The sequence below is a fragment of the Haloactinopolyspora alba genome, from assembly GCF_003014555.1.
GTDB lineage: Bacteria > Actinomycetota > Actinomycetes > Jiangellales > Jiangellaceae > Haloactinopolyspora > Haloactinopolyspora alba.
Window position 1 is genome coordinate 337,909 of record NZ_PYGE01000003.1, and the last position, 18,223, is coordinate 356,131.

At 72.1% G+C, this 18,223-nt stretch carries 14 protein-coding genes; 1 reads left to right on the forward strand and 13 read right to left on the reverse strand.

Annotation, left to right across the window (positions count from 1 at the left end):
- Nucleotides 1–129 precede the first annotated feature (129 nt).
- Nucleotides 130–2,676 (forward strand): M14 family zinc carboxypeptidase, encoded by a 2,547-nt coding sequence (locus CLV30_RS06310; protein ID WP_165358552.1) that lies wholly within the window; start codon nt 130–132, stop codon nt 2,674–2,676.
- Between the two features lie 80 nt (nt 2,677–2,756).
- Here CLV30_RS06310 and CLV30_RS06315 read toward each other — a convergent pair whose 3' ends face one another.
- The 13 genes from CLV30_RS06315 to CLV30_RS06375 form a co-directional block, all read right to left on the reverse strand.
- Entirely contained in the window at nt 2,757–4,148 is a 1,392-nt protein-coding gene (locus CLV30_RS06315) for an LVIVD repeat-containing protein (protein ID WP_106536334.1), read from the reverse strand.
- A 280-nt stretch (nt 4,149–4,428) separates the two neighbouring features.
- Nucleotides 4,429–5,256: an HpcH/HpaI aldolase/citrate lyase family protein gene (locus CLV30_RS06320; RefSeq protein ID WP_106536335.1), complete on the reverse strand. Its 828-nt coding sequence runs from the start codon at nt 5,254–5,256 to the stop codon at nt 4,429–4,431.
- The gene (locus CLV30_RS06325; protein WP_240723249.1) at nt 5,253–6,464 is read right to left on the reverse strand and encodes a CaiB/BaiF CoA transferase family protein; all 1,212 of its coding nucleotides are present in this window, start codon (nt 6,462–6,464) and stop codon (nt 5,253–5,255) included. Before CLV30_RS06325 ends, CLV30_RS06320 begins: the two co-directional genes overlap by 4 nt.
- A complete protein-coding gene (locus CLV30_RS27230; protein WP_106536337.1) occupies nt 6,461–8,428 on the reverse strand; it encodes an SUMF1/EgtB/PvdO family nonheme iron enzyme in 1,968 nt (655 codons plus the stop codon). The genes CLV30_RS06325 and CLV30_RS27230 overlap by 4 nt, the downstream gene beginning before the upstream one ends.
- Before the next feature lie 7 nt (nt 8,429–8,435).
- Complete coding sequence (locus CLV30_RS06335) at nt 8,436–9,338, reverse strand: ribokinase (protein WP_106536338.1); 903 nt, start codon at nt 9,336–9,338, stop codon at nt 8,436–8,438.
- Complete coding sequence (locus tag CLV30_RS06340; protein WP_106536339.1) at nt 9,335–10,708, reverse strand: ADP-ribosylglycohydrolase family protein; 1,374 nt, start codon at nt 10,706–10,708, stop codon at nt 9,335–9,337. Before CLV30_RS06340 ends, CLV30_RS06335 begins: the two co-directional genes overlap by 4 nt.
- A gap of 14 nt (nt 10,709–10,722) precedes the next feature.
- On the reverse strand, nt 10,723–11,871 hold the full coding sequence (locus tag CLV30_RS06345; RefSeq protein WP_240723248.1) for an ADP-ribosylglycohydrolase family protein: 1,149 nt from the start codon (nt 11,869–11,871) through the stop codon (nt 10,723–10,725).
- Nucleotides 11,868–12,938: an ADP-ribosylglycohydrolase family protein gene (locus tag CLV30_RS06350; RefSeq protein ID WP_106536341.1), complete on the reverse strand. Its 1,071-nt coding sequence runs from the start codon at nt 12,936–12,938 to the stop codon at nt 11,868–11,870. Before CLV30_RS06350 ends, CLV30_RS06345 begins: the two co-directional genes overlap by 4 nt.
- Nucleotides 12,935–13,888 (reverse strand): ADP-ribosylglycohydrolase family protein, encoded by a 954-nt coding sequence (locus CLV30_RS06355; RefSeq protein ID WP_106536342.1) that lies wholly within the window; start codon nt 13,886–13,888, stop codon nt 12,935–12,937. Before CLV30_RS06355 ends, CLV30_RS06350 begins: the two co-directional genes overlap by 4 nt.
- Nucleotides 13,889–14,007: 119 nt before the next feature.
- A complete protein-coding gene (locus CLV30_RS06360; RefSeq protein ID WP_106536343.1) occupies nt 14,008–15,303 on the reverse strand; it encodes an ABC transporter substrate-binding protein in 1,296 nt (431 codons plus the stop codon).
- Nucleotides 15,304–15,330: 27 nt separating this feature from the next.
- On the reverse strand, nt 15,331–16,167 hold the full coding sequence (locus CLV30_RS06365) for a carbohydrate ABC transporter permease (RefSeq protein WP_106536344.1): 837 nt from the start codon (nt 16,165–16,167) through the stop codon (nt 15,331–15,333).
- A complete protein-coding gene (locus CLV30_RS06370; protein WP_106536345.1) occupies nt 16,164–17,111 on the reverse strand; it encodes a carbohydrate ABC transporter permease in 948 nt (315 codons plus the stop codon). The genes CLV30_RS06365 and CLV30_RS06370 overlap by 4 nt, the downstream gene beginning before the upstream one ends.
- Nucleotides 17,108–18,109 carry a LacI family DNA-binding transcriptional regulator gene (locus tag CLV30_RS06375; RefSeq protein ID WP_205740711.1) on the reverse strand — a complete coding sequence of 334 codons (1,002 nt, stop codon included), beginning with the start codon at nt 18,107–18,109 and terminating at the stop codon, nt 17,108–17,110. The genes CLV30_RS06370 and CLV30_RS06375 overlap by 4 nt, the downstream gene beginning before the upstream one ends.
- Between the last annotated feature and the right edge of the window lie 114 nt (nt 18,110–18,223).

The window sequence follows — 18,223 nt, forward strand, 5'->3', positions numbered from 1 at the left end:
GGCACACCCCGTGCGGTTGTGAACCATGCCGAATCACTCAGATCACCCACCGGTGACCTCTTGTCATGTCCCGGCATCGGCGACAGGATGGCGCTCATCTCGAACCGGCACCGGCGAAGGGACGGGTCCATGCGGATCGGACGCTCGACTGCGGTGTTCACCGGAATCGCGGTCGCACTATCACTCGCACCCGTTTCCGCGGCCGATCCGACGTCCGGGTCACCGGACGCCGTCGGCGTCCCCGAACCGTCGGTGCGCACGCCGGACGAGCGGGTTCCCGCTCCCGACTCGCCCGGCCGGCAGCCGTCACACGCGCGTCAGCCCCGTGCGACCGACCCCGCCCCAGCGGGTGATCTGCCCGGCCAGCCGGACAACGACGTCATCGAGGACGTGCCGGTCAACCCGGACGACGCGTCCATCCCGCTGAACCTCACGCCGTACCACGACATCCCCCCGGCGCTGCGTGCGCTGCAGCAGAGCGACCGGATCTCGGTGGAGATCATCGGCGAGTCCACCCAGGGCCGCGACCTGCACCTCGTCGTCGCCACCTCGCCGATGACCGACGCCGAGTGGGACGAGTGGCAGCGCCTGTCCGACCTGCGCACCGAGGACCCCCAGGCCGCGCTCGCCGCGTTCGAGGCCGGCGAGTACGACGACTGGAAGTCGCCGCTGCTGGTGAACAACAACATCCACGGCAACGAGTGGGAAGGCACCGACGCGTCGCTGCAGGTGCTCGACCGGCTGGCCTTCTCCTCCGACCAGGAGGTCGTCGAACTGCTCGACCAGCACGTCGTCGCGTTCGTCGTCACCAACAACCCGGACGGCCGCGTCGCCGGCACCCGGCGCAACGGCAACGGCTTCGACATCAACCGCGACTACATCACCCAGTCGCAGCCCGAGTCGCGCGCCGTGCACGACCAGATCATCCGGTACGACCCGCTGACCATGCTGGACATGCACGGCTACACCGGAACGACGCTGATCGAGCCGACGACCGGTCCGCACGGCGAGAACTACGAGTACGACCTCTACATCCGCAACGCCCTGCGCAACGGACTCGCCATGGAGGAGGCGGTGCTCGCGTTGGACGAGCCGCGTGTCGACGCCGTCAACATCCCGTACCGCAACCAGACCAGCGGCTGGGACGACTGGCCGCCGATCTTCACCCCGATGTACGCCATGTACCACGGCGTCGTCGGGCACACCGTGGAGATCCCGCTGAACCCGCGGGGCATCGAGGACGAGGCCGAACGCCACGAGCGCACGCGCATCAACACCGCCGTCGCGCGGGCGGCCATCGAGGCCAACTTCGCCTGGGCACACCGCAACCGGATGAGCCTGCTCGCCGACCAGCTGGAGATGTTCCGGCGCGGCGAGGCCGGCGAGTCGTCGCGTCCCATCGACGACGAGCTGGCGCTCGACCTGGCCGCCGGCGACAACGCGAAGACGTTCCAGCAGGACTACCCGCGCGCCTACGTCATCCCCGGCGGCACCGGCCGGCGCGGCGACCCGCAGTCCGCGCGGCTGGTGCGGTTCCTCCTCGACAACGACGTCGAGGTGCACCAGGCACGGCGGCCGTTCCGCGCGGGCGGTGAGCGCTACCCCGCGGGCGCCTACGTCGTCGACATGCACCAGGCCAAGCGCGGCCTGGCGAACACGATCCTGGACGTCGGCCGCGACGTCACCACGAACTTCCCCACCATGTACGACATCTCGGCGTGGAGCCACGGCGAGCTGTGGGGCGCGGACGTGCAGCGGGTCTCCGACGGCGCGCTGGAGACCCGGGCGCTCGACCTGGTGACGCAGGCCGCACCGACCGGCTGGGTGGCGCCGGGACAGCCCCCGTTCTACGCGTTCGACACCGGCTCGCTCGCCGGGGTCCAGGCCGCCAACCATCTGCTCGACGCGGACGTGCGCACCGTTCGCCTCGACGACGGCCGGTTCGCCGTGCCGGGGTCGGCGCGCGAACACGTCACCGAGGCTGCCGACACCTTCGGCGTGGCGTTCTCCGCGTTGGGGCGCGGAGAGGCACGGGACGCGGAACGCGTCGACGACGTCCGTCTCGGCGCCGCCGCCGGAGCGGACGAGACGTTCACCCTCGACCGGATGGGGTTCGACCCGGCCACTGTCACCGACGCCGGGTTCAACACCGGCGAGCACGCGTTCGACGACTTCGACGCGCTGTACGTGTCATCGGGGACGTTCGACGTCGACGACCTGAACGAGACGCAGCGAGCGGCGTTCGACGCGTGGCTGGCCGATGGCGGCGTGGTGGTCGGACGCGGCGGCGCCGGCACGGCGCTCAACGGCGACGCCGGGCTGCTGGACGTCGCGGTCGAGGAGGCCCGGCGCGACGCCAACGGCATCGTCGCCGTCGAGAACGACCCGGACTCCCCCGTCACCGGCGACGACACGCTGCCGACGTCGTTCGTCAGCTCCCCCCTGTACTTCACCTCGGTCGGCGACGACGTCCGCGTGGATCAGCGGCTGCGTGACGAGGACTTCTTCCTGGCCGGGCACTGGGTCGGGCAGGACCAGGCCGCCGGGGCGCCGGTGGTGGTCAGCGGCGAGGCGCGCGGCGCGGACGTGACGCTGTTCGGCACCGAGCCGCTGTACCGCTCGCACCCGGAGGGCCTGTTCAGCCAGGTCGCGAACGCCCTGTGGTGGAACGGCTAGCCGACCGCGCCTCGCGGAGACAGCGTGGTGGGTGAACGGGCCGCGCCCGTTCACCCGGGCGCGGCCCTTGGTCTCGCTGACTACGGCAGACTGAACTCCTGAGTCTGCGGGTTGAGGTGGTCGAGCTTGATCGACTTCGCGGTGACCTTGTCACTGAGCCGGAAGACGTTCAGGCCCCTGGTGATATCGCTCTCGAAGATGAGCTTGTTGTACCAGTAGCTCGACCATGCGCCACCGAGCTGGCAGCCCGGAGGCGAGGTCTGGCTGCAGAACGGCCCCGGCCCCAGCGATGCGGGATCGGACCAGGCGACGGCCACGGCGTTCGCCGGGTCGGTGAAGTCGACGGCCCACGTGCCGGCCTGGTAGTTGCCGGCCACGACCACGTCACGTCCGTCGCGCAACGGCACAGCGTTGTAGTTGTGGATCGTGCAGTTCTCGTCCGGCCCTTGCGCCCGGGGCAGCACCCACTGACCGAGCTTGGCGCCGTCGTCGGCGTCATAGAAGAACATCGACTTCTTGATGTCCGGGTCGTCGGCTTCGCACTCGGCCTGGCCACCACCGCCGGGCTCCCAGCCGAGCACGATCACGTCGCCGTCCCAGGAGAACCCGGCCGAGTGCCAGCGCCCCCCGACGCCGACCTGGTTGCCGAACTCGTCGGTCTCCTCGATCGTGTAGCGGAACAGTGGCTCCTCCAGCGTGCCGCCATGCGGTGGACCCACGCTGAACACATTGGCCGCGTGGCCGCTGGCGCAGGCCAGGAGGTTGACGTCGCCTTCGATCAGCCCGGCGTCGTGGCAGCCGTTGTTGCTACCCAGGGTGCCGCCCATCAGCGGTACCTGGTTGACGACTTGGGCGTTCTCCGGTGCCTCGAGCGGCACCTCGACGACGTCGATCGCGTCACCGAGTTCGACACCGTCCTTGGTGCATCCGCTGGACACGTTGCTGTAGATGATCAGCCGGTCGTTCTCGTCGTCCAGCGTGCCGGTCTGGGTGTGTGAACCGCAGTCCAGCTCGACCGATCCGATCAGCTCCGGGTCGGCGAAGTCGCTGATGTCGAAAACGTGCAACCCCTCGAAACCGACGGGCACTGGCTGACCGTCACAGAACCGGCCCGCGGGCGCAGGCGAGTTCCACGACCTGACCAGGATGTCCTCCCAGACGAAGATGTCGCCTTGATCGCCGGTACAGCGCTGGTGGTTGATCAGTTTGGGGTTTCCGGGCGCGGAGACGTCCACGATCCGGAAGCCGTCGTAGTTGCCGTGGAACGCGATGTCCCCCCAGAACGCGATGTCGGAATTGACCTCGCGCTCGGCGCTGGGTACGTCGAAGCTGGCGGGATGTGGGCTGTGCCCCATGGCATGCAGGTTCTGGGTGCTCTCCCGGGACCCGTGGTCCGCGCCTGCCGACAGGGCACCGACGGACAGCGCCACGACAGCGATCGGGGCGATCACCCACGAGAAACGTTTGCGCATAGCGTGCTCTCCTCCTTCCGATGCGACTGGCACCTATGCGGCCTGTCGGCTGGTACCGGAGGAGAGCGGCAGCGCGGCCCCTGACGCGGGACACACGACCCGAGAACCTGCCCCCCGCGCGCCGGAACGTGCTCCCGACCACGCACCACGCCCGGATTATCAGTCCATGTCCGGTGTTTGGCAAGACGGTGGTACCGACCGGCCGGCACACCACGAGGCGTTCACATGCGTCACGAGGCTTGCAGTGGTGGTGACGCAGGGAATTCCATGGTGAACGTGGTCATTCCCGAGCGCGGGCGGCGAGGGTGAGGATGCGGCGGGCCTGGTCGACCATCGCGACGTCGAGGAAGGCGCCGTCGGGCAGCACCGCGGTGCCGTCGCCGACGGCCTGCGCCTCCTCCACCGCGGCGATCACCTCGCGGGCACGCGCCACCTCGCCGTCGTCCGGGGCGAACGCGGCCTCGATCACCGGCAGCTGCTTGGGGTGGATCGCCGCCCGCCCGACGAAACCGAGGCGACGGCCCCGCCGGCTCGACTCCGCCAGGCCCTCCAGGTCGTTCAGGTCGGTGTACACCGCCATCGCCGGTGCCGGCAGTCCGACGGCTCGCGCGGCGACGACGACGCGCTGGCGGCACCATGCGAGTCCCTCGTCCGCGCTGATCCCCAGGTCCGACCGCAGGTCCGCCTCACCGAGCGCGATCGAGGCCACCCCGGGCGTCCGGGCGAGCTCCCCCGCGTTCTCGACGCCGGCAGCCGTCTCGATCAGGCCATGCACGTCTCGCCCGCCGACGGCGTCGCGTACCCGGTTCACGTCGGCGGCGACGGCGACCTTCGGCACCCGCACCCCGACCGTGGCCGGCAGCGTCGCCACCATCGCCAGGTCCGCCGCGCCCCACGGCGACGAGGCGGCGTTCACCCGGACCTGCACCGGCCGGCCCGGGAAGGCCGCCACGATCTCCGGAACGGCGTCGCGGGCGGGGACCTTCGCGGCCGGCGCCACCGCGTCCTCCAGGTCGAGGATCACCACGTCCGCCGACGACGCCATCGCCTTGTGCGCCCGGTCGGCACGGTCGGCCGGCACGTAGAGCTGGGTCAGCGTGACGGTCATACCGCACCGTCGCGCCGCAACTCGGCGATCCGGTCGCTGTCGAAGCCCAGCTCCCCCAATACCTCGTCGGTGTCGGCGCCGTGCCCGCGCCCGGTCCAGCGGACCTCGCCCGGTGTGCCGGACAGGCGGAACAACACGTTCTGCATCGCCATCGGGCCGAGATCGTCGTCGTCCACCGTCAGCACGGTTCCGAGCGCGTCCAGCTGCGGGTCGGCGGCGAGGTCGGACGCGTCGTAGACGGGCGCCACGGCCGCCTGCGCCTGTTCGAACGCCTCGACCACCTCGTCCCGGCTGCGCGCCGCCACCCAGGCGCCGACCGCCTCGTCCAGCTCGGCGACGTGCTCGGCGCGGCCGGCGCCGGTCGCGAACCACGGCTCGTCCACCAGGTCCGCACGGCCCACCAGCCGCATCACCCGCTCGGCGATGCTCTGCGAGCTGGTCGACACCGCCACCCAGCGCCCGTCGGCGGTGCGGTAGGTGTTGCGCGGCGCGTTGTTCACCGAGCGGTTGCCGGTGCGCGGCTGCACCGTGCCGAGCTGGTCCCAGCGGGTGATCTGCGGGCCCAGTACCGACAGCATCGGCTCGATGATCGCCATGTCGATCACCTGGCCGGTCCCGGTGCGTTCGCGCGCATGCAGCGCGGACGTCACCGCGAACGCGGTCGCCAGCGCCGTCACCCCGTCGGCCAGGCCGAACGGCGGCAACGTCGGCGGGCCGTCCGACTCGCCGGTCATCGCGGCGAAGCCGCTCATCGCCTCGGCCAGGGTGCCGAAGCCGGGACGGCGCCGGTACGGGCCCGTCTGGCCGAACCCGGTCACCCGCGCCAGCACCAGCCCCGGGTTCGCCTCCGCCAGCACGTCGTAGCCCAGGTCCCAGCGCTCCAGCGTGTCCGGGCGGAAGTTCTCGATCACCACGTCCGCGTCCCGGGCCAGCCGCAGGAACACCTCGCGCCCACCCGGGCTCGACAGGTCGGCGGTCACCGTCCGCTTGTTCCGGCCGAGCGTCTTCCACCACAGGTTGTGCCCGTCGCGGGCCACGCCGTGCCCGCGGGACGGGTCGGGGCGGTCCGGATGCTCCACCTTCACCACGTCGGCGCCCATGTCGCCGAGGTGCACCGCCGCGATCGGCCCCGCGAACAGCGTCGCGGCGTCGATCACCCGCACACCGGCCAACGGCCCGCTCACCGGCTCGTTCCCTGGCGCGTTCAACGCCCCTCCTCCACCAGGTCGACCACACACCGGAATCCGATCGACGACGAGCGCCCCAGCCCGGCGCCGAGCAGCAGGAACTTCGCGGAGAACGACGGCTCGCGGACACCGCCGTCGAAGTACCACGCCGACGAGGTGTCCTCCCAGTCGCTGCCGCCCTTGAGGATGACGAACCGGGTCCGCCCGTCGCTGTGCTCGCTCTCGGTGAGGTTCCACACCGCCGGTGATCCGCGGCTCAACAGCCCGGCCTCGCCGGCCACCTGCCACTCGTCCTCCGTGGGCAGCCGTGCGCCGGCCCATGCGGCGTAGGCGCGGGCGTCGGCGAGCTCGACGTGCGTCACCGGCCGCTCGCCCTGCCCGGGCGGCGGTGCGCCGTCCACCCAGTGCGCCAGGAAGCGCTCCGGTCGCCGCGGCCGGTAACCGGTGGCCGCGAGGAACGCCGCGAAGTCGTCGTTGGTCACCTCGGTCCGCTCGACGGCGAACGGGCCCAGGTGGACGCGGCGGTGCGCGGTCCCCGGCTGGTGCAGCCTGGGCGGGAGCGGTTTCCACTCGTCCACGTACGGCGCCTCGCCGTACAGCCCGGTCTCCCGGACCCGGTAGGTCACCGTCAGGTCGTGGCGCCCGCCGTCGACCCGCACCGATCCGGCGGGCACGCCCGGCGACGGCGCCGCCGCGACCGGTACCCGTTCGGCGATGCGGCGCGGGAACGTGGGGTCGGCCGCGGCGAGCTCGCCGGCGCGCGCACCGTCCGCGGCAGGCTCCGCCGGTCCCGCCAGCACCGCGGCCACCCCGCCCGCGGGCAGCCGGCCGCCGACGACGGTGCGCCCGGCCGCGTCGGCCGACACGTCCAGAGCAGCACCGGTGGTCAGCTCGGTGAACACGGCGCCGCCGTCCTCGACGACCAGCCACGGCCCGTCGTGGTCGTCGCCGCGGTTCACCACCGTCCACAGCGCCACCCCGTCGTGCTCCCAGCGCGACGCGTACACCGGCACGCCGCCGCCCGGATGATCGGCCAGCGGGGTCCAGTTCTCGCTCTGCAACCAGGGCCGGTAGTCGCGCTGCACCCGGCGCATCGACCGCAGCGTCGCGCGGTCGTGCTCGTTCCAGCCGACCCACACCCCGAACACGTTCTCCCAGACCAGCACGCCCGAGCCGTTCAACCACGCCGACTGCAGCTCGTGGCGGTGGCCGTGGTTCCAGCGGCGGGTGTGGTGCAGCACGTGCCGGCGCTCGAACCAGGTCGTGCGCAGCACGCCGGGCACGTCGGAGTCGGCGAACCACTGCGCCCACGACATGGTGTGGTCGTGGATGCGCGCCAGCGGCAGCCGAGACTCGCCCTCCATACTCAGACCCGGCCGCAGCCGGTCCAGCCCGGCGCGGATCGCGGCGCTGCCCTCCTTCGAGCTGTCCAGGAAGACGCCGTCGGCGCCGAGCCGGTCGACCAGCTGCAGCAGATCGCCCGCCGCGTCGGGAGAGCTCGCCTCCCACGGGTAGTACGACACGAACACGCGCACCCCGTGCGAGTGGAAACCGCGGACGACTTCCGGCAGCTCCGGCACCTCGAAGAACGCGAACTGGTCGCGCCCGTCCACGCCCTCGTCCGGATAGGCGTGCCACAGCACGACACCGTCGAAACCGCCGAAGTCGCGCTCGGCGGCGCGCACGTAGCCGTCGACGTCGAACACGCCGGCGTCGTGGTCGTACAGCAGCTCGTCCCACAGCCAGACCAGGCTGACCACGAACGTGTCGGTCGGCTCGGTGTCGTAGCGGGAGCCGTCGTAGCCGGCGCGCTCCGCGGCCTCGCGGCGCCAGCGGCCGAGCTGGGCGCGCCACGCCGGCCAGTCGGCGGGATCGTCCGGCGCGGCCAGGATCTTCGCCTCGTCCAGGACCGACAGGTCGGCCTCCGGATCGAGGGGGACGTCGGTGGGCCGGTCGATGGGCCGGGGAACGTAGGGGTTCAGCACGGTGAGGTCATCCTCCGGTGGCCAGGAACGCGTCGATCTCGCCGCGGGCGGGCATCGACGACGACGCGCCGAAACGCTGCACCGACAGTGCCGCCGCCGCGCCGGCGCGGCGCATCGCGGCCTCCCACGGCAGCTGCTCGGCCAGGCTCGCGGCGAGCACGCCCACGAACGTGTCCCCCGCGGCCGTGGTGTCCACCGCGGGGACGGCGAATGCGGGCACCCGCCGCTCGTCGCCGCCGCGGATGTGCACCGCCCCCTGCGAACCGAGCGTGACGACGACGTCGCCGCACTCGGCCGCGAGCCGGTGCCCGGCGGCGACCGGATCGCCGGTGTGCGCCAGCAGGGCCGCCTCGTGCTCGTTCGGAACCAGCACGTCGACGTCACCGAGCAGGCCGGACGGCAACGGCACCGCGGGCGCCGGCGTCAGCACCGTGCGCACCCCGGCGGCGCGGGCGTGCGCGGCCGCCTCGGCCACCAGCGGCAGCGGCAGCTCGAGCTGCAGCAACAGCAGGTCGGCGGCCTCGATACCGGCCCGGTGCTCCGGGGTCAGAGCGGCCAGGGATCCGTTCGCCCCGGGCACGACGACGATGGAGTTGTCGCCGTCGCCGTCGACGGTGATGTGCGCCGTCCCGGTCGGCTCGGCGCTGGTCACCAGGCCGGAGACGTCGATGCCGTCGGCGCGCAGGATGGTCGAGACGGTCCGGCCGAAGTCGTCGTCGCCGACCGCCCCGAGGAACCGCACGGCGGCGCCGGCACGCGCGGCCGCGAGCGCCTGGTTGGCGCCCTTGCCACCCGGCACGGTGGTGAACGTGCGGCCGGTGACGGTCTCGCCGCGGCCGGGGGCCCGGTCGACGGTGACGACGAGGTCCATGTTCGCGCTGCCGAGAACGGCGATGCCGCCGGTGCTCATGCTGCCTCCCGGATCCGGCCGGCGACGGCGATTGTCCGCGTCGCCAGCGTGTCGAAGCCGATGCCGTCGAATCCCGACAACGTCGTGGACACCCGGTTGCGCAGCGGCTCGGTCCAGCGCGGCGGCAACGCCGACGCGCCCGCGAGCGCGCCGGTGATCGCCCCGGCGGTCGCGCCGTTGGAGTCGGTGTCCCAGCCGCCCGCGACCACGTTCGTGATCGAGCGTTCGAAGCCACCCTCGCCGTACACCAGGGCCGCCACCGTCAGCGCGGTGTTGTTCAGCACGTGCACCCAGTGCAACTGCCCGTAGTGGTCCTCGACGGCGTCGACCGCGGACTCCATGTCCGGGGACCGCCGCGGCAGCGCACGGGCGAAGCGGACCGCCTCGGCGTAACGGGAGTCCGGCGGCACCACCGCGAGCGCCGCGTCGAGCACCTCGTCGACGTCCGTCGCGACGACCGCGCTCGCGGCGGCCGCCGCGACGAACATCGCACCGTACACGCCGTTGCGGGTGTGGCTGAGCACGGCGTCACGCCAGGCCAGCTCGCTCGCGCGGACCGGGTCGCCCGGGCAGGCCCAGCCGTACACGTCACCGCGGATCTGCGCGCCGATCCAGTCGCCGAACGGGTTGCGCACCCGCGCCGTCTCCGGCGGCGGATGCCCCAGCAGCAGGTTGCGGTACGCGACCCGCTCGGCGGTGAACACCCGCCCGGCCGGCAGCTCGGCCAGCCACGCCTGCGCGACGTCGTCGGTGGTGAACGCGGCGCCGTGGCGTTCGAGCACGGCCAGGTTGAGCATCGGGAAGTTCAGGTCGTCGTCCTCGGGCATGCCGTCGATGTTCTCGGCGAGGCTGTTCACCGCACTGCGGCGGTTCCACGGCCAGCGCGCGGCGACGTCGTCGGGCAGCCCGCGGGCGGTGAACCAGTCGTTCAGCGGCCACCGCCCGGTCGCCTCAAGGATCTCGCGGATGCCACGGCGCGGGATCTTCTCGACCGGCTTGCCGAGCAGGCAGCCCGCCGCCCGGCCCAGCCACGCCCCGTGCACCCGGTCGGCGTCCGCGGTGACCGGCGCACCGGCGGTGGCGACGACGGACGCGCCGGCGGCGGTGAGCGCGCGGATGTCGTTCAGATCAGTGGGCTCGCGACCGTCCAGCGGGCTCGGCCGGGCGTCGACCTCGTCCAGGATCCGGTGCGCCAGCTCGCGCCGGGACGGATCGGCCGGTGCCTGGGACGCGCCGCTGTGCTGCGGCGTCGGGTCGCCGCCCGCCTGCACCCAGCGGGTGCGCAGGTCCGCCACGTCGACGCCGTCGTCCTCGGCTTGGCGCAGCGCGTGCCCGACCAGATCCTCCGGCTGTACCCAGGTCAGACACATGGTCCGCAATCCGCTCACGTCGTCAGCTCCCCGAATGCGTCGTCCGCCGCCGTCCGCCGCCGCCGGTCGGCCACCCGGATCTCGGTGGCGACCGCCGCCAGCCGTTCCCCCGGCCGCACCAGGTCGGTCCGGCTCGCGGTGGCCACCGCCGAGGCCAGATCGGCCGGCACGGCCTCGCGCCCGTGCATCGCACCGGCGACCGCGCCGGCCATCGACGCGATCGAGTCGGAGTCGCGGCCGTAGTTCACGCCGCCCAGCACCGCGTCGTGCCACCGCCCGCCGGAGATGATCAGCATGCCCAGCGCCACCGGCAGCTCCTCGATGGTGTGCAGGCGGCTCGGTCGCCGGGCGCCGAGCCCCTGGTCGCGGTAGTCCTCGCCGACGGTGTCGTGCGGCGCGACCGCCGCGCGCAGCTTCCCGGACTCCACCGCCTCGGTCCAGTGCCCGATCGACGACGCGGTCTCGGCCACCGCCTCGATGCCGGCCTTCGTTCCGTCCTTCGCCAGCCGGACGGCGACGTCGAGCACGTCGTCGACGCCCGCCCCGGGACGCGCGGCCTCGGCCACGCACGCCGCCAGCACGCCGGCGGCCTCGCGACCGTAGGACGACTGGTGCGCCCCGGCGACGTCCAGCGCCTCGGCGTAGGCACCGTCCGGGTCGGCGGCGTTGACGATGCCGACCGGCGCCATGTACATCGCCGCACCGCAGTTCACGGCGTTGCCGACGCCCGCCTCGCGCGGATCCGCGTGCCCCCAGTGCAGCCGCAGCGCCAGGTACTTCTCCGCGAGGAAGACCCGCTGCAACGGCAGCGCCTCGGCCTCCAGCTCCGGAATCCACACCTGCCGGCCGAGCATCAGCGGGACCAGCCGCTCGGCCACGTCGTAGGCGCTCAGGTGCGAGCGCGCCTGCTCGTAGACCTCGACCAGCAGGTGCGTCATCAACGTGTCGTCGGTGATGTGCCCGTCACCCTTGTGGTACGGCGCGATGGGGCGCGCGGTGGACCAGTCCTCGAAGTACGGCCCGACGATGCCCTCGACCCAGCCGCCCCAGCGGTCCCGGATCTGCCGTGGCGACCATCCCTCGGTCGCGCCTCCGAGTGCGTCGCCGACGGCGGCGCCGACGAGACACCCTACGGCGCGGTCGACGAGCCCATGCCTGGTCACGAATGATCCTTTCGGGTCGAGGCCGCGTCGAGACGTGCGGCGATGTCGAACAGATCGGTGCCGGCCAACTCGGCCGAGCAGCAGCCGGCGACATACCGGCACCGCTGCGTCCATGCGGACGGAAGCGACGACGCGCCGGAGGCCGCGCCCACGAGCGCTCCGGTGAGCGCGGGCGCGCTGTCCGCCAGCGCCGGCAGGCACACGGCGGCGGTGATCGCCTCGATCGGGGCTGCGCCGCCGCGGTGCGCCGCCTCCGCCAGCGTCACGGCGACCGCCAGCGTCTGCGCGGCGGCGACCCCGTAGCTGTAGACGTGGTCCACGACGCTGTCCAGCTCGGCGACCGCGTCGGCCGGGCGGGACGCCGTCGCACCGGCCTGGCGGGCCCGCTGCACCGTGCGGGCCGCGAGCCCGTCCGGGGGCAGCTGCGCCGCCCCGTCCGTCCAGGCCTTCGTCATGTCGTCGCCGCCGATCAGGCGGGCCAGTGTCACGGCGACGGCCCGGGCCGCGGCGACCCCGTCGTCGGCGTTCGTGACCTCCGCGTCCCACCCGGCCAGGCGCACCGCCTCGTCGGGGGTGGCGCTGCCGGCCGCCAGCGCCACCGCGCGGACCGCCGCCGCGTCGTCGAAATGGTGCGGATTGTCGTGCCCGGTGTGCGGCGGATCGATCCCCCGGGTGAGGTTGCCGACGGCCGTGGCGACGCTGATCCGACCCCGCGGCACCGTCGCGGCCGTGGCGGCCGAGCGCCACCATCCGTGCACGTCGGCGCGGCGCACCCGGTCGACACCTCCGGCCGATTCTGCCGCGTCGAGCAGCCGGGAAGCCGTCCACGCGGCCCACTCGGCGTCGTCACCGGGCCCCAGCCGTAGCGGCTCCGTGGGCTGGTTCAGCGAGAACGGCACCGGCAGCGTGGTGACCTGCTCGGTCTCGGCGAAGGCGTCCAGGTCGCGGTGCAGCCGCCGGGTCCAGGCCGGCAGCAAGTGCGCGCGATGGCGCACCGCCGGCCATCCGGCGGCGTCACCGGCGGCCAGGCCCAGCAGCGCGCCCACGCGCCTGTCGGTCGCGCTCATCCGCGCACCTCCCGTCGTTCGGACAGCCGGTCGGCCAGCTCGACCGGGTGCAGGCCGGCGACGACCTCGCCGAGGCAGCGCCCGGTGACGACGCCGATGGTCTCGCGCCACTCGAGCGGGATCTCGTCGGCGCCGCGGGACGCTCCGGCGAGGGCGCCGGCGATCGCGGCGGTCGTGTCCGCGTCGCGTCCCATCGAGACCGCGCCGGTCACCGCCCGGACGGGGTCGCCGTCGGCCGCCAGGAACGACGCGAACGCGAGAGCAACCGCCTCCGGGCCGAGGTCGGTCCACGGGTAGCCGCGGACCACGACCGCGTCGAGCAGGCGCGCGACGTCACCCGCGTGCGCGGTGGCCGTGTCCAGGGCACGGGCCGTCCACGAGTCGTCCGGCACCGCGGCGCGGGCCTCCCGGACGACTGCCGCCGGTTCGGCGCCGGCCATCGCCGTCGCTGCCGCCGCGGCGACCGCAACGCCGGCGTGCACGCCCTCCCCGTGGTGGCTGACGGCGCCGTCGACGCGGGCCAGCCGCGCCGCCGCGACCGCGTCCCCGGCCGCGTACACGCCGTGCACGGCGGCACGCATCGCCAGCCCATCACTCCACGAGTGCAGGTGCTGTCCGCTGGCGGGAGGGCGCAGGCCGGCGCGGAGGTTCTCGATCGTGCCGAGCTCGCTGAACCCGGCGCCCGGGAACCCGCCGCTGCGTCCGGCCAGGTGCTCCAGCCAGGCATCGGCGACGTCGTCACTGGTCAGGTCGTGACCGTGGTCGAGGAGCAACAGGGCGCTGAAGGCCGCGTACTCGGTGTCGTCGGTACCCGCGGGATCGTCGGTGAGGAAGCCCTCGACCGGTCCCCACCGGGCCGCGATGGCTTCGGCGGTCATGTTCTCCGCCGGAGCCCCCATCGCGTCCCCGATGGCCAGGCCGAGCAGGCACCCCCGTGCGCGGTCCCTCATCCGCTCGCCTCTTCCCTACGTCGTCGTCGAGTCTGGGGTCTCGTGGCCGGCGCTCGATGCCCCGGGCCGATGATCAGGTGACGAAATCGCGATCAGGTGACACGGGAGCGGGCGACGCATCAGCGCTGGTAACGCTCGAGGATCTCGTTGCCGTCCTCGGTGAGCTTCGTGCCCAGCTCCTCGATGCTGATCTCGTCGCTGAAGTACTCCTGCAACGCCGGGTTCGCGATCTTGCTCTTCCACTCCTCAAACCCCTTGACCTGCTGGAACGGCGCCATCTCCAGATTGTCGGCGGTCGCGGTGGCGACGTCCCAGCCGGTGGCCTCGTCGTTGAGCCTGGGGCTCTTCGCCGCCTCCTGGCTGGTCGGCAGCAGCCAGTCGCCCGCCGCCAGCTTGACCTGGTTCTCCGCGTTCAGGAAGTACTCGATGAACTGCACCGCCTCCTCCGGGTGCTCGGTGCTCGCCGAGACCGAGAGGGTCTGCGCGACGGCGCCCTGCTGCTGGCTGTCGCCCTCCAGCGCCGGCAGCGTGATCCACTCGAACCCGTCCGGGGCCTGCTCCGTCAGCTGCTGACGCAGCCAGATCGCCCCCGGCAGCAGCGCGTACTGACCGTCGAAGAACGCCGGCAGCGCATCCGAGGAGGACATGCCGACGCCGTCCGGTGACGCCGTCTCGTCGGTGTAGATCATCTCGTGGATGCGCTGCGGCACCTCCGCCTCGGCGTCGCCGAACACGGCCTTCGCGTCGCCGGACGGGTCGCTGAAGTAGTCCGCGCCGAAGTTCCGCCCCAGGTTCAGCACCCGGTTGGCGGGCGACTTGAGCGGGAACACCGCGCCGTACCGGTTCTCGGTGGTCAGCTTCTGCGCCGCGGCGGCGAACTCGTCCCAGGTCCACGGGTCTTCGATGGTCGGCAGCTCGATGCCGGCCTTGTCGACGACCGCCTTGTTCGCGAACACCACCTGGGACTCCTGCAGGAACGGCACGCCGTAGACGCCGTCGTCGTAGGTCACCGTGTCCCAGGCACCCTGCCGGATGTCCTCACGGATGCCGTCGGAGAGGTACTCGGACAGGTCGAGCACGTTGCCGCGGTCGGAGAAGTCCAGCAGCGTGGTCGACTCGTAGTGGAACACGTCCGGGGCGGTGCCGCCCTCGAACGACGTCACCAGCTGGTCGTGCACGTTGTTCCAGTCACCCTGGAGCAGCTCGACCTGGATGTCCGGGTTCTCCTCGTTCCAGGTCTTCACGATCTGCTCGTTCGCCTTGATCGAGGCCGTCTGCCAGGCCAGGGTCTGGAAGGTCAGCTCGACCGGCTCGTCGGCCGATCCCGACCCGCCGTCGCCGCCGTCGTCACTGCCGCACGCCGCGAGCACCAGGCCCGCCGCCGTCACGGCCGCCGCCGCCTTGAACACACGCATGGGTGGTCCTCCTTCTCGAGATGATGATCACGACTTGACGGCTCCGCCCAGCAGCCCTCCGGTGAGCCGGCGCTGCATGATGGCGAAGAAGATCAGGCTGGGAACCGTCGCCACCAGGGACGCGGCCGCCAGCGGGCCCAGCCGGGCCACCCCCTCGGCGCCGATGAACTTCACCAGCGTCAGCGACAGGGTCTGCTGCTCCGGACTGCGGATCAGCACGAGGGCGAACATGAACTCGTTCCACGCCGAGACGAACGCGAACAGGCCCGCCGCGACGACACCGGGCGCCAGCAGCGGCGCGACGATGTCCTTGATCGTCCTGGCCTTCGACGCCCCGTCCATCGACGCGGCCTCCTCCAGCTCGTACGGGATGGTCGCGACGTAGCTGCGCAGCATCCACAGCGCGAACGGCATGCTCCAGACCACGTACACGGTGATCAGCCCGATGTAGGTGTCGTAGAGGCCGAAGTCGCGCAGCAGCAGGAACAGCGGGATGATCACCAGGATGAACGGGAAGATCTGGCTGAGCAGGACCCACACCAGCGTCGCGCGGCTCAGCGTGGAGCGGTAGCGCGCCATCACGTACGCGGCCGGGATCGACAGCAGCACGGTCAGCACGCACGATGCTCCGGCGACCAGCGTCGTGTTCAGGATGGAACGGACGATCGGCTGTTCGCTGAACGCGGTGGTGAAGTTGTCGAAGGTGATCTCGCGCGGGATCATCGTCGGGTCGATCAGCGCGATCTCCTGCGGCGTCTTCAGCGACGTGGAGATCAGCCAGAACAGCGGGAACGCCAGGAAGATCAGGTAGGTCACCAGCGCGAGATACTTCAGCGAGGTGACGGCAGGGCGCCGGCGGTTCATCGCTCGTCCGCCTCCTTCATCCGTTGCCGCAGGTAGAAGACGACGAACAGGGCGATCACCACGACCATCGCGTTGCCCAGGGCCGCGGCGTAGCCGTAGTTGCCGTACCGGAAGGCCTCCTCGTAGGCGAACAGCAGCGGCAGCCGCGTCGCGCCTCCGGGTCCGCCCTCGGTCAGCACGTAGACCAGCCCGAACGAGTTGAAGTTCCAGATGAAGTCGAGCGTCGTGATCGCCAGCACGACGGGTTTGATCGCCGGCCAGGTGACGTTGCGGAAGCGCTGCCACACGCCCGCGCCGTCCATCGCCGCCGCCTCGTGCAGCTCCTTCGACACGCTCTGCAGCCCGGCCAGCAGCACGACGGTGGTCTGCGGCATGCCCGCCCAGATGCCGACGACGATCACCGCCGGCAGCGCCACCTCGAACGACGAGAGCCAGTCGACGTTCCCGTCGATCACCCCGAGGTCCATCAGGACGCTGTTCAGGATGCCGGCGTTCGGGTGATAGACGAGCCGCCACATGATGCCGACCACGACCTGGGGCATCGCCCAGGGCACCAGCGCCAGCGTCCGGGCCAGCCAGCGCATCCGGATCTTCTGGTTCAGCAGCGACGCCAGGCCCAGAGCGAAGACGAACTGCAGGATCGTCACCGAGAACGCCCAGACCAGCCCGATCCGGAACGACTCCCAGAAGTAGGAGTCGTCGAGCAGGCTCGCGTAGTTCTCGAATCCGGTGAACGAGGTCTCGTTCGCCCGGCCCGCCCTCGCGTCGGTGAAGCCCAGGTAGATCCCGCGCAGCAGCGGGTACACGCTGAACACCACGACCGGGATCAGCGCCGGGATCGCCAGGATCAGCCCGTCGCGATCGAGGCCGAGCCAGGTGCGCCGTGGCCGGCGCGGCGACGGCGTGGAGGCCGGTGGTCGCTCGACGGTCGGTGCCGCGCTCATAGAGTGCTCTCCCTGATCGTCAGTGACGGCGGCACCGTCACCCGCTCGGGCGGGGACGTGTCGCCGTCGAGTCGCCGTAGCAGCAGCTGCGCCGCGATGCGGCCACGGTCGGCCGAGCCGAGTGACACGCTGGACATCGGCGGGAAGCCGGTGGCCGCCACGGTGGTGTCGTCCATGCCGATGACCCGGACGTCGTCCGGCACCGACCGGCCGAGCTCACGCAGGACGTGCAGCGCTCCGACCGCGATCAGGTCGTTCGCGCCGAGGATCGCGTCGACGTCCGTCCGCGCCAGCAGGCTGCGCGCCCCGTGCCGGCCGCCCTCGAACTGGAAGTCGGCGAACTCGACGAGCTCCTCGTCGAACGGAAGTCCGCATGCGTCAAGGCCGCGGCGGTAGCCCTCGTATCGGGCATGCCCGGGCACGGTGTCGACCGGCCCGTCGATGAACCCGATCCGGCGCGCGCCCGCCTCGTACAGGTGCTCCACGGCCATGCCGGCGCCCACACGCGAGTCGGCGCGGACGTTGTCGACGGGCACGTCGTCCGGCAGCAGCCCGATGACCACCACCGGAACGGGGGTGTCCCGCAGCGCCGCCACGTGCCGCTCGGTGACCCGCAGCGGGCACAGGACGAGCCCGTCGACGTAGTTCTGGCTCAGGCTGTCCAGCACGCCCAGCTCGTCCTCGACGTCGGCGCCGGTGCTGTGCAACAGCAGCCGGTAGCCCACGTCGCGAAGCGTCGGCTGGATCTCGCGCACCATGGCGAGGTATGCGGCGTTGCCGATGTCCTCCATCGCGAACGCGATCTGCCCGGTGTGCCGGGTCTTCAGCGACTGGGCGACCACGCTCGGCACGTAGCCCACCTGGCGGACGGCGTCGTTCACCCGCTCGACCATCTCGGTGTTCGACGTGTTGCCGTTGAGCGCCCGCGACACCGACGAGATCGACACACCTGCCACCTTGGCCACCTCGTGGATGGTCGGACGGTGGTTCTGGCTCACCGGGGCGCACCTCCTCGGAATCGTTTCCGCCCTTGGCCGACGATCCCGGCAGGAAACGTTTCCGGGATGTGCCCGCTATTGAAATCGCACCGACACGGCGCCGTCAAGTCGTCG